10 protein-coding genes are annotated in these 11,994 nt (G+C 37.9%); 6 read left to right on the top strand and 4 right to left on the bottom strand.

The window, feature by feature from the left end; translation table 11 throughout:
* The first annotated feature begins 254 nt into the window (after window positions 1–254).
* Complete coding sequence (locus C5469_RS10960) at window positions 255–734, top strand: Hcp family type VI secretion system effector (RefSeq protein ID WP_166306066.1); 480 nt, start codon at window positions 255–257, stop codon at window positions 732–734.
* A 66-nt stretch (window positions 735–800) separates the two neighbouring features.
* Here the strand turns inward: C5469_RS10960 and C5469_RS10955 are convergent, their stop codons facing one another.
* Window positions 801–1,199, bottom strand: a complete 399-nt coding sequence (locus C5469_RS10955) for a DUF1240 domain-containing protein (protein ID WP_207628929.1) — start codon at window positions 1,197–1,199, stop codon at window positions 801–803.
* Window positions 1,192–2,064: a hypothetical protein gene (locus C5469_RS10950; protein WP_166306063.1), complete on the bottom strand. Its 873-nt coding sequence runs from the start codon at window positions 2,062–2,064 to the stop codon at window positions 1,192–1,194. The genes C5469_RS10955 and C5469_RS10950 overlap by 8 nt, the downstream gene beginning before the upstream one ends.
* Window positions 2,065–2,411: 347 nt before the next feature.
* Between C5469_RS10950 and C5469_RS10945 the strand changes: the two genes are divergently transcribed.
* Both C5469_RS10945 and C5469_RS10940 read left to right on the top strand, forming a co-directional pair.
* On the top strand, window positions 2,412–2,651 hold the full coding sequence (locus C5469_RS10945; RefSeq protein ID WP_339414149.1) for a LysR substrate-binding domain-containing protein: 240 nt from the start codon (window positions 2,412–2,414) through the stop codon (window positions 2,649–2,651).
* A 530-nt stretch (window positions 2,652–3,181) separates the two neighbouring features.
* Window positions 3,182–4,927 carry a GH39 family glycosyl hydrolase gene (locus C5469_RS10940; RefSeq protein WP_166306057.1) on the top strand — a complete coding sequence of 582 codons (1,746 nt, stop codon included), beginning with the start codon at window positions 3,182–3,184 and terminating at the stop codon, window positions 4,925–4,927.
* A 34-nt stretch (window positions 4,928–4,961) separates the two neighbouring features.
* Here the strand turns inward: C5469_RS10940 and C5469_RS10935 are convergent, their stop codons facing one another.
* Window positions 4,962–5,984 carry a Fic family protein gene (locus C5469_RS10935; RefSeq protein WP_166306054.1) on the bottom strand — a complete coding sequence of 341 codons (1,023 nt, stop codon included), beginning with the start codon at window positions 5,982–5,984 and terminating at the stop codon, window positions 4,962–4,964.
* Between the two features lie 133 nt (window positions 5,985–6,117).
* Window positions 6,118–7,029: a recombination-associated protein RdgC gene (gene rdgC / locus C5469_RS10930; RefSeq protein WP_166306051.1), complete on the bottom strand. Its 912-nt coding sequence runs from the start codon at window positions 7,027–7,029 to the stop codon at window positions 6,118–6,120.
* A gap of 408 nt (window positions 7,030–7,437) precedes the next feature.
* Here rdgC and C5469_RS10925 point away from each other — a divergent pair, with 408 nt between their 5' ends.
* From C5469_RS10925 to C5469_RS10915, 3 genes are all read left to right on the top strand, one after another.
* A complete protein-coding gene (locus C5469_RS10925; protein ID WP_166306048.1) occupies window positions 7,438–9,393 on the top strand; it encodes a bifunctional 2',3'-cyclic-nucleotide 2'-phosphodiesterase/3'-nucleotidase in 1,956 nt (651 codons plus the stop codon).
* Window positions 9,394–9,476: 83 nt separating this feature from the next.
* Entirely contained in the window at window positions 9,477–10,256 is a 780-nt protein-coding gene (locus C5469_RS10920) for a ribonuclease T2 family protein (RefSeq protein WP_166306045.1), read from the top strand.
* A 4-nt stretch (window positions 10,257–10,260) separates the two neighbouring features.
* On the top strand, window positions 10,261–11,898 hold the full coding sequence (locus C5469_RS10915; RefSeq protein ID WP_166306042.1) for a bifunctional metallophosphatase/5'-nucleotidase: 1,638 nt from the start codon (window positions 10,261–10,263) through the stop codon (window positions 11,896–11,898).
* The last annotated feature ends 96 nt before the right edge of the window (window positions 11,899–11,994 follow it).

The raw sequence follows: 11,994 nt of genomic DNA, 5'->3' as shown, positions 1-11,994 counted from the left end.
CTGGAAAACTGATGCCTTTATTCAATGATCCCGATGGACGCAAAGAAGATATTTATTTACTGCGGGCACTTGCTCACCCGCCAGCAAAATTAACAGCATTTATGTCGTTATTGCAGGAGTGGCTTGCCAGAATTGTTTAGTTATGATTGGTAGATTTATATTACTATTATAATTTTTACTTATATGTTAGGTTACAGACTTAACTGACTTAGAATTTATTAGGTTGAATTATAAAGAATTAGGATGGTAATTTTATGTCGTACATGATTTATTTGTCTTTGAATGGTAAAAAACAAGGGCTGATCTCTGCTGGGTGTTCAACCCTAGATTCAATAGGAAATAGGTATCAAAATGGACACGAGGATCAAATACAGGTACTGAGTTTAAACCATACAATAACAAGACAGCAGAATGTCAGTCATCAACCCATACAATTCATTAAACCCGTAGATAAATCATCACCATTGTTAGCTATGGCAATAGATTCAAACGAATCTCTAAATGGTGTTTTTGTTTTTTACAGAACGGGTCAAGCTGGACAATTGGAATTATTCTATGAAGTAAAAATCACTGAAGCCACTATCACAGATGTTTCTTGTATATACCCGCATTCTATAAATGATTTTGATGCCATGCCATATGAAAGAGTTACACTCAACTATAAATCTATCTCATGGAATCATATAACAGCCGGCCCATCTGCTTACAGCATATGGGAAGATAGAAATTATTAATAAACATAAAATCCTGTCGAGTCGCCTGTTGACTACTCGACACAATTAAGCATAAATAGAATATGTTTAGTAACAAAGTGAAATGTCCTTAACATACTTATTCGGAGCCATCCATGATGATTTGCTACAGATTAAATATCCCTCAGATCTTAATTCATCATCAACATATAAAGATACAAATAGAGTAAGGATAAAACCTGCTATTGACACACATGAAATATAATCGCCTATTTTGCCATTAAGACGTTTCACCTTACCCAAGGAGATTCTATATAAAATATAGGCAATATAAATCAACACAGGAGTAAACCAAATAGCTCCCGCACTTTTCCATGAGAATGTAATAACACTATCACGCTTAAAAAAACCGACATAATCATTCAATGAAAAAAATATAGATAACATTGCCATAAAAATAACTAATAAAATTCCTAAATATAATTTTGTTTTATTTGTATTATCCACGACTTAATCTACCCCACATATTAAAAAGTTGATCCGGATGGTATGGTGTCGGGTTTACCTTTCTATTCTTTATGTTTTTAATTATAGTTTCACTGATTTTAAAGTGATCATCTAACCAATATAAAGCAAGAGAAGTTAAAAAACCAATAGTAAAAATGCCAAGAGTTACAAGCATAAGACTCCCCCCTATAGCTAAGAGTGGAGAAACCAGTAGAGTATTAGCCGCCGTAGCAATACCTATTGAGATAGCTAATTTTGCGGCATCCATTGTTAAGTTAACAAACAAATCAACCAATCCATATTCATCTTTAAATATTAACTCAACCAGTCTATATGCGGCTGAGAATACTATACCGAATCTAGCACCTTGGGCAATTCCAGTTTCAATACCTAGTGTACCTACCCCAAAAGACACGATACGGGGATTATTAGCAAGATATCTTGTGGCGTTTAAATAGTTTCTTACACCAGGGTAACCTGACAACTTTATATATCTTCTTCCATCCTTACCAAAATACTCTGTTGCTTCCACACCAAAACTTCTTAAATCATTTACTATTCTTGCCACCCCAAAAGAATCATAGATATTACCAGCAAAAGATGAAACTGGATCAGTATATGAATAGATAGTTTTAACATTATTCTTCCATGAGTTATAGAAATTATGATCTAGTGTTTTCATATATTCTATAGCTTCATCTTCTGTCAATAAAGCGATAACTTCCTGATTTAGTTTAAATTTATTTTCCAATTCCAATAGCATACGGTTATATTTTTGATCTTCTATTTGTTTCTTAAAGTTAAGATGGTCCTCATATCTGTAATCATCTTCAACAAATGTTTTTAACCGTGGATCATATTTCATCTTGTAACTCCACATATATTTATAGTTAATTGATATTTCATATCTTATCGGACTTGACTATTTTTTCTTTAGTTTTTCTGAACTTTTGTGAACTGGCTCAAATTTCCCTGTTGAGGACTGACACTCTGTTTTAATCTGTTCGATAAGATGATAAATGGCTGCAATTAGACAACCTTGAGCCGATGCTAGAGACAAAACTATTCTTTCGCTCTACCCGTGGTTTATCACTGATTGATGATGCTGGCAGAACTATTTACGCGATATTCTAAAATTCAGGTTGAACTTGATCAAACAGAATATTTGACTGATCCCGTTAGGGATCGTTTAACTTCAATAATGATAGCAGGATTTTTCGCAGTGATGACTTTGAAACATTGAGAATGGCCGCGGTTAATGGATTTGGGGTAGGGCTTTTGCCTAATTGGGTGGTATCGACAGATATTCATTCTGGAAAACTTATGCCTTTATTCAATGATCCAGATGGACGCAAAGAAGATATTTATTTACTGCGGGCACTTGCTTACCCGCCAGTAAAATTAATAGTATTTATATCGTTATTGCAGGAGTGGCTTGCTAAGGTTGTTTAGTTATTATTTTTAAATATATCTACGATATGTATTAATGAGTTTGTGTAATGTCCATTAATCTAATTTACTCACCATATATACCCGTCATCTTTCAAGTTGCTTCTTTGTTGGCTGCACTCACTCACCCCGGTTACATAGTTATCTATGCTCCCGGGGATTCGCTCCCTTGCCGCCGCGATGCATCTTGAAATCCATAGGGTATAGTCTTATTGGGTGTTTTTTTCTGCTTTTTGCTAATGTTGATTTTTGTTGGATTATATACATTTGCGATATTTTAATATTTGTTTTCATATAAATTATAGTGTCGATTTTATTTGTTGAAATAATCATATCTATGTAATTTTGTGGTTAATTCAACAAATTAAAAAGTAATAATTGAGAGTTATAAGATGTAGTTAAAGTTTATATTTAACTATTCTCTATGTATTCGATTCATTTATTATTATTGAGTTGTCAGGGAAATATATTTATTCTCCTGTATTGTTTTTGATTTATATAAATATAATTCTTAATAAATATAGAGGTTTATTATGACTAAAGTTTTTTCATTTAATAAAAATCACCGAGATTTATCAGCAGGGCATCAATCATTGCTTAAAGAGGTTAATGGTTTGAATGGTGTTCCTAAATCTTTAATGCCGGGTTTCCCTGATTTAGATGATCAATTTAATCAGATGGGAATTACACATATCCGGCTTCATGATGGTTTTGGTATTGGCGATATGGATAATTATGTCCATGCGGATCGAGTCAATGATAACAATCAAATTATGGTTAATGTTCCAGAAGAAAATAAACCTGCGGCTAAAAAACTGTTCGCTGATATTTCAAATATCAGAACCATATTTCCCTATGCTGCTGTCGGTATGCGTAACAATGATATTAGTCTTGCATTAAAAGAGGCTAATTATAAAATGACTGATGCTTATCTGCGTGACATTATGAATAATAAGGCTGAACTGAACCCAGATAATATTCAGCGACAGATAATGTTTCGTATTGGGCGTTCCGTTGATGGTGGATATGAAATACCAGAGGATTTTGATATTTATGCAATATTAGTTAGCACGTTGGTAAATCGCTATGCTTTAAATTATGCCAGAATCGGTTTGCCAAGAAAAATAACCTACTGGCAGATTTGGAATGAGCCTGATTTAAATTTTTTCTGGAATAATGATGATCCTAAAAAGTATTATGAATTATATGCAAAAATTGCAAGAATAATTAAAGCTGTTGATCCTTCGGTTAAAGTAGGTGGCGCCGGTATTGCATTTGTTTATAAATCAAAAGAAGATTATTTTGAAGGGTTTTTACGATATTGTAGAGATAATCATGTACCGTTAGATTTCTTTGCCTGGCATGGATATGTTGAAACTGGAGATCCACAAAACATTATTGATGTGGGGAATGCAGTCCAAAAGGGGCTGAATACTTATGGTTTTACCGATGCAGAGAGTTTTTGTACTGAATGGAATTCCTGCCCAATTGCGACAAAAAATACATATACAAAAATACAGAGCATTAAAAATGCGGCATATATTGCTTCCACATTTATTTATATGCAATATATAAAAGCCGACAGAGCTTATTATTATCGGGGAGATGGCTCCTCTTTTGGTTTGTTTAATAATCAGCCTAATCCTAAAAAACCAAGTGTTAAAAATTTTTGTACCTATTCGGCTCAATCCTTTTACCTGTTTGCTAGAATGTTCGAAACACCTTATATTTTAAGTGGTAATAGGGATTTCTCAACAGGATTAACGGTTTTGGCAACTGAGAATACTGAAGGCAATAAGATTAATATCCTGGCCGCAAATTATAAAGTTGATAAGGGTTTTGCTGATGGTAATGTCGTTCCTGATTATTTATATCAACAATACTATCTGGATACTGGCAGATTATTGGATCAATTAACGGATAATTGGAGTAAGGATAAATGGTTTGGTGGTATTGATCCGACAACAATCCATGTTGATAATGCGGTCGTGCAACATGAGCCTGTTAAGCCATTTCCGAGTAATCTGTTGAAAGTTAAAAGTCGTGATTATACTGATAGCGACCACGGAGTTACCGTAGTCATTAACCATATTAATTATAGAAAGTTTAACGTTAAAGCCTATCGTATTCAAGAAGGTGGATCGCTGGAACAAATGACACCACCAGAAGTCACTAGCCAAATTGATGTGTCTATCGCTGATAATAAATTAATATTAGTAGATAAAGGAGCAAGTCCTTCAACGGTAACATTGTATTCATTAGAGCTAAGTAATAATTAATTTTATATGAGATGAAAATTCATGGTGAGTTAATTTATTGTTGTTTCAAATTTAATCCTTTTTCTGTCAGACGGTAGCGCTGCAATGGACTGCTAGGTTTTTCTGGATGGCTCATTTCAATTAATCCGGCTTTTAGTGCGGGTTGTAAATAGCGTTGACGGAATGAGCTACGGTCTTTTAATCCAAGTGCTAATTGAAGTTGTTCACGGTGCATTTCTCCTTTCAATACCATGATTAATTGTTTAACTTGATGGGTAGCTTGATGGGTAGCTTGATGGGTAGCTTGATGGGTAGATGTCAGAATTGCATCACGGATCATGTGCAGCATAAACTCAATGAATGGCGCACAATCAACAAGTTGGCTACTGAGATTAATTGCCTGATAGTAATGAGTTTGATGTTCATAAACCAGGCTTTCAACGGGAATAAATTCAAACAATGGGTTCCAGTGGTTTAAAATTAATGTCTGCCATAATCTGCCCATTCTGCCATTTCCATCCGCAAACGGGTGAATGAATTCAAATTCATAATGGAAAATACAACTGGTAATAAGTGGATGAATATCAGTAGAGTCTAACCAGTGAAAAAGGTCGCCCATAAGTTTTGGAACCCGGTTTGCCTGTGGAGCCATATGAATGACTTTTTCGTCAACCATAACACCAACGCCACTGTGTCGGTAATTGCCAGCATTATCTAGTAATCCCTTCATCAGAATATAGTGGGCTTCCAGTAAGTTTTGCTCTGATGTGAAATGCCAATGATTGAGCTTTTCATAAACTAAGATAGCATTTCGTGCTTCTTGTATTTCACTGATGGGGGCAATGACTCGTTTTCCTTCAATGATGGCTGTGATTTGGGTTTCATCAAGTAAGTTACCTTCAATTGCCAGTGAACCGTGAATAGTTCGTATCCGATTGATACGTCTCAATCGCAAGGCTTTTATTTGTTCCTGTTCTGTACTTAACCGCCCGATATTCTCACTGATTTCAGCAACTAATTGGATCATTTTAGCTGTAATTGAGAAAGGAGGTTGATAGCCTTTTCTAGCTGAATTCATTGAATACCTTGATTGGATTGAGCGGGTTACCGTAAATAGTTTTAACGTTATTATTGGTTCTTAAACAGACAGATATTATCGCCAGTAAGGGAGAACGAGCAATAGACTGGCGATTATTGTGTGAGTTGTCTGGTTATTTTTCTGCTTCGCCACCTAATGCTTCAATGGTACTTTTAATCAGTGCACTTAATTCACCGGTCATTAAAATAAAATCAGCATCAAATCGTTGGGCAAAATCTTCTCGGTCAATATCATCATTTTGTTCTCTCAACGTATCACTGAATTTTATGCGTTTAAAAGCACCATCATCTGACAACATAAACTGAATACGTTCTTCCCAATCAAGAGCCAATTTAGTGACACATTTACCGGCTTCTATGTGCGTGGCGATTTCGTCGGAAACCAAATCCTGTTTTTTACAGCGGATTACGCCACCTTCTTCCAGAATGGTTTTTAATTCGGCTTCGTCCATTAAAGCAAAGCCCGTAGGTAAATCTCCGGAACGTACCCATTCTGTCAGTGTTAATTCTATCGGGTCTTTAAATGTCAGGGGAACGACTGGTAAAGAACCAATACTTTTTCTCAGTAATGCCAGATTATCTTCAGCCCGTTTGGCACTAGCAGCATCAATAATAATCAGATTATTGGCGATATCGATCCAAATATAAGTTTGACTGAATCGGCTAAATGCTCGTGGTAACAGAGTATGCAATATTTCATCTTTCAGAGAATCTTTCTCTGTTTTTTTAAGCTTGCGATGTTGCTCTCCTTCCAGTTTTTCAATTTTTGCCTGTAGTGCCTGTTTGATAACCGGTGAAGGCAGCATCTTTTCTTCTTTGCGGGCACAAATCAGGATTTGATTATTCGCAACATGAGTGAAAGCGTCACTGTTCGACCCCATTGGCGGCACCCAGCCTGTTTTCGCCATATCCTGACTACCGCATGGGGTGAATGCTAACGGACTCAATTGTTTTTCCAGCTCATCCGCAGAAAGTGAAATTTCCCGGTTTAAACGGTAAATCATTAAATTTTTGAACCACAACATGAAGTTACCCCATATTTTTGCTCATTTAATCGGTGAGCATCTCAAACATAAGGCAGCATGATAGCGAATCGCAGAGTTAAGCCCTAGTATCTTGTGTCAATTTATCCTGAATGAAAGTCTGCTTTGGTTTGGGTATACGGGTGACTCTCTGTGTGATGAAAATGCGAATACCTTTAATTATAAAAAACAAGCTTACCTTGTTGGTTTAGATAAACGTTTTTCAGTTTCTCAGTACAATAGCCTGCGTTTGTTCGTTGTAACGGAATATGATGATGCGCGCAGTGACAATCCAGCTTATAAGGTAAAAACGGACTATTTTGGCAACAGAAGCGTGTCTGTACTTCTAAGTTGAAAGTTGTAAGGAAAGTCATCAAGGCTTTCCTGCATTAATCTAAAAAGAGGTGTGAAATGGTTAAGAATGTGTCGAAAGTCTCAACATTAGCCTTATTGGTCGCATTCAATGTCAATGCTGCAACAGTTGATTTGCGGGTAATGGAAACATCTGATGTTCATAGTAATTTGATTGATTTCGATTACTTTAAAGATAAACTCACTGAACAATTTGGTTTGATACGTACAGCGAACTTAATTAAAGCAGCCAAAGCAGAAGCCACCAACACCATTCTGGTCGATAACGGTGACCTGATTCAAGGCAGTCCACTAGCGGATTACATGGCAGCCAAGGGCCTTAAAAAAGGAGAATCTCATCCGGCGCATCAGTTAATGAATACGATGGGTTATACCGTGGGTAACTTTGGTAACCATGAGTTTAATTTTGGCTTAGATTATTTGAAGAAGGTTATTGCTGGGTCGAAATTCCCGTATATCAATGCCAATATCTTGGATGCTAAAACCGGTAAGAACTATTTCACTCCTTATATTATCGTTGATACATCTGTTAAAGATCGGGATGGTAAAACTCACACCATTAAGATCGGTTATATCGGCTTTGTACCGCCACAGATTTCTATTTGGGATAAGGCCAATCTGGACGGAAAAGTCGTGGTTAACGATATTACTGAAACCGCGAAAAAATTTGTTCCTCAAATGAAAAAAGAGGGCGCAGATTTGATTGTCGCGATTCCTCACTCTGGTTTTTCCAAAGATCCATATAAAGCAATGGCTGAAAACTCGGTTTATTACTTGAGTGAAGTCACTGGCATTGATGCGATTATGTTTGGTCACGCGCATGGTGTGTTTCCAAGTAAGGAATTTGCGGGTATTCAAGGCGTTGATGTTGCCAGCGGCACAATTAACGGTATTCCGGCAGTTATGCCAGGTCAGTGGGGAGATCATTTGGGCGTTGTTGATCTGGTTATCAACAATGATGGCGGGTCATGGAAGGTGACGGAAGCAAAAGCTGAAGCACGTCCGATTTATGACAAAATAAATAAAAAGGCATTGGTTGAACGCGATAGTGAATTAGTCAAAATTATCGATGAAGCCCATCGGGGAACTCAGAATTTTGTTGGCCAATTTATTGGTAAAGCCTCTGCCAATATGTACAGCTATTTGGCTTTGATCCAAAGCGATCCAACAGTGCAGATCGTGAATGATGCGCAGGCAGATTACACACGGCGTTTCATTCAGGGTGATCCTGATTTAGCCGATATTCCTGTTTTGGCCGCAGCGGCTCCATTCAAGGTCGGTGGTCGTAAGAATGCGCCAGCAGACTTTGTTGAAGTTGAAAAAGGCGATCTGACGTTCCGTAACGCAGCGGATCTGTATCTGTACCCAAACACATTGGCTGTTGTGAAGGCAACCGGGGCAGATGTGACTGAATGGTTGGAATGTTCTGCCGGCATGTATAACCAAATCGATCCAAATTCTACTCAACCCCAGTATTTGTTGAATTGGAGCGGTTTCCGTACTTATAACTTCGATACGATTAGTGGTGTGAATTATAAAATTGACATAACTCAGCCAGCTAAATATGACGTGGATTGTCAGGTCATCAATCAAGGGGCTAACCGTATCAAGGATGTGACTTATCAAGGTAAACCAATCGATCCTAACGCTAATTTCCTGATTGCTACCAATAATTACCGTGCATATGGCGGTAAATTTGCTGGTACAGGTGAAAATAATATTGCATTTGCATCACCAGATGAGAATCGCACTATCCTGGCTTCTTACATTGTCAAAGTGTCTAAAGAAAAAGGGATAGTAGAGACCAAAGTGGATAATAATTGGTCCATTATGCCGATTAAAACTGACAAGAAACTGGATATCCGTTTCGAAACATCTCCCGGAGAGAAAGCAGCGAAATTCATCAAAGAGTTTTCCCAATACCCAGTGAAATATCTGGAAAATGATGATGTTGGTTTTGCAGTGTATCAAATTGATCTAACTGAAAAAAAATAATTTTAATAACCACCTGCCCTCTGTTTGGGCTGGTTTTTGCTTTTTTACCCACAGCAGGGAAATGATTTCCCGTAAGGAATATGATGCGTTTCTTTAACTTATTGTCGGTAGTATTCGTTTTGTTGATTGCTGGTTGTGCGAAACAACCAGAAGTGATTGAACCTTTCGAATCACAACTGGAGGAAGAGGTTTCTTGTTTACTGCCAGCTAACACGCCAGCAAATTATGATCACATTGCGAAAAATGACCGTTATGGTCAGAACGCAATAGCAGTGACAGATTACTTCAAACTAGCGATTAACTATTCTCCGGCGTTCTGTGACAACAAAAAGAATGAGATCAAGCGCCTGCGAAATAGTAACAAGATTGCCAAGTGGCAGCGTGAATATGAAAAATTTGAACTGCAATGTTTCTCAGAAAATAAATTTGCCTGGATACTTCATGGCTTGTGGGCGCAGTCGTGTGATGGCAAAACTATGGATCAGTGCCGTGATTGGTCTGATGTTCGCAAACATCCACGTCTGTGCAAGGGGGATTTGCCACAATTGGATTATCAGGTGATTAAACCTTATCTGTGCACTTCTCCAGGTGCAGATTTGCTGCAAGGCGAATGGGAAAAACATGGAGTCTGCGCGTTCGAAACGCCAAATCAATTTTTCAGTAAACAGCAGGAATTGTTTAATAGGTTGGTATTGCCAAATAGTCGTCTATCTAACGAACAGTTAATTAAGTTTCTCCAGGAAAATAATCCGTCATTGAAGGGTAAAACTATTCAGATCAATCGCGATGAATTTTACATTTGCTATAACAAAGAATTCACAGTGATTGATTGCCCAAAGCGTGAGCTTAAGACCAAGGAGTAACATTATGAGTTATAAATACAAATTGCTTGCTATTGCAGTTGGTAGTGTTCTATTGGCAGGGTGTGTCACTAAATCTGGTCACGATGAAGTTGGTGTGGTTGATGTTCGTGTTCTGGCTATTAATGACTTCCATGGTGCGTTGAAGGCGCGGGGTCCAAACGAGCCGGGTGGCATTGAACATATGTCCACGTTGATTAAAGAGCTGAAGAAAGAAAAAGCTAACAATATCATGGTTGGTGCTGGCGATATGATTGGCGGAAGCCCATTATTATCTTCTTTATTCCATGATGAACCAACGATTGAAACGCTGTCTCAGGTCGGTTTGGAAGCGACAGCTGTTGGTAATCATGAATTTGATAAGGGTAAAGATGAGCTGTTGCGTAAACAGCATGGAGGCTGCCATCCGGTAACGGGTTGTCAGGGACCAAACCCATTTACTGGGGCGAAATTCCAGTATCTGGCAGCAAATGTAACAGTTAATGAAACAGGTAAAACTTTGTTTCCTGAATATGCTATTAAAGAGTTTGAAGGTATTCCAGTTGCCTTTATTGGTCTGACTCTGGAAGGTACGCCAGAAATCGTGACACCAAAAGGAACTGAAGGACTAAGTTTTGCTAATGAAGTTAAGACCATTAACGCATTAGTACCTGAGTTACAGAAAAAAGGTGTTAAAGCAATCGGGGTGCTAATTCATGAAGGTGCTGCACAGAAACATGATGGCGGCAATATTGATGTGAACGCTTGTAATGATATAACCGGTAAGGTGTTGGACATTGTTGACCAACTGGACAAGGAAGTTGACTTTATCATTACTGGCCATACGCATCAGGCATATAACTGTGTGATTAACGGTAAGCCAGTCACTTCTGCACAGGCTAACGGTTCGTTAATAACTACTCTGGATTTGAAGCTGGATAAAACGACTAAAGATGTTGTTGATTTTGAAACGAAAAACGTTTGGGTCGATAACCTTAAATATGAAAAAGATCCAGAAGTGACTAATGTACTGAATGCATATGAAAAAATAGCTACGCCATTGGAAAACCGGGTGATTGGTAAGTTGGAGTGCAATCTGGATAGGCAAACCAATAGTTCTGATGAGTCTTCTCTGGGTAAAGTAATTGCAGATGCGCATTTATATACCGCGACACCAAAAGAGAGCGGCGGTGCCCAAATTGCATTTATGAATAGCGGCGGTATTCGTGCTGACATGACTGCCGGTGAGGTAACTTACAATGCTATCTACACTGTTCAGCCGTTCTCCAATGTGTTGTTGACCCAAACTCTGACGGGTGAGCAAATTAAACACTTGCTGGAACAACAATGGGATCGTTCAAGTCCGCAGGTTTTGGCAGTTTCTAACGGCTTCCAATATCAATGGGATAGCGCTAAACCCGCTGGCGATCGTGTTATTGTCAGCTCCATGAAAATCAACGGTAAACCCGTTGAATTAAGTGGAAAATACCGTGTGGTAGCTAACGAATATCTGGCAATGGGGGGAAGTAGCTTCTCTGTATTCAAAGAGGGGACAGATCCTGTATATAGCGTGCTGGATGTTGATGCGGTGGTGAAATATTTCGCTGAGAAATCACCCGTTGCTTATCCTACACAAGTTCGCATCGTTGATGTCAGTAAAAAATAATCAACAACCTATTTTATCAGGCTATTTTGTTAATGATGCCTGCTGAGATAGTCCTTGAATGAAAACGATAATATAGGAGTAATGTATTGAGCAAAC

This window comes from Photorhabdus cinerea, assembly GCF_011189575.1.
In the GTDB taxonomy this organism is placed as follows: domain Bacteria; phylum Pseudomonadota; class Gammaproteobacteria; order Enterobacterales; family Enterobacteriaceae; genus Photorhabdus; species Photorhabdus cinerea.
This window is presented reverse-complemented; position numbering and strand designations above follow the sequence as displayed.

Coding starts and splice junctions, on each gene's coding strand:
- rdgC (WP_166306051.1), bottom strand. CDS start 7,029: ATGTTGTGGTTCAAAAATTTAATGATTTACCGTTTAAACCGGGAAATT.
- C5469_RS10925 (WP_166306048.1), top strand. CDS start 7,438: ATGGTTAAGAATGTGTCGAAAGTCTCAACATTAGCCTTATTGGTCGCA.
- C5469_RS10920 (WP_166306045.1), top strand. CDS start 9,477: ATGCGTTTCTTTAACTTATTGTCGGTAGTATTCGTTTTGTTGATTGCT.
- C5469_RS10960 (WP_166306066.1), top strand. CDS start 255: ATGTCGTACATGATTTATTTGTCTTTGAATGGTAAAAAACAAGGGCTG.
- C5469_RS10915 (WP_166306042.1), top strand. CDS start 10,261: ATGAGTTATAAATACAAATTGCTTGCTATTGCAGTTGGTAGTGTTCTA.
- C5469_RS10940 (WP_166306057.1), top strand. CDS start 3,182: ATGACTAAAGTTTTTTCATTTAATAAAAATCACCGAGATTTATCAGCA.
- C5469_RS10950 (WP_166306063.1), bottom strand. CDS start 2,064: ATGAAATATGATCCACGGTTAAAAACATTTGTTGAAGATGATTACAGA.
- C5469_RS10935 (WP_166306054.1), bottom strand. CDS start 5,984: ATGAATTCAGCTAGAAAAGGCTATCAACCTCCTTTCTCAATTACAGCT.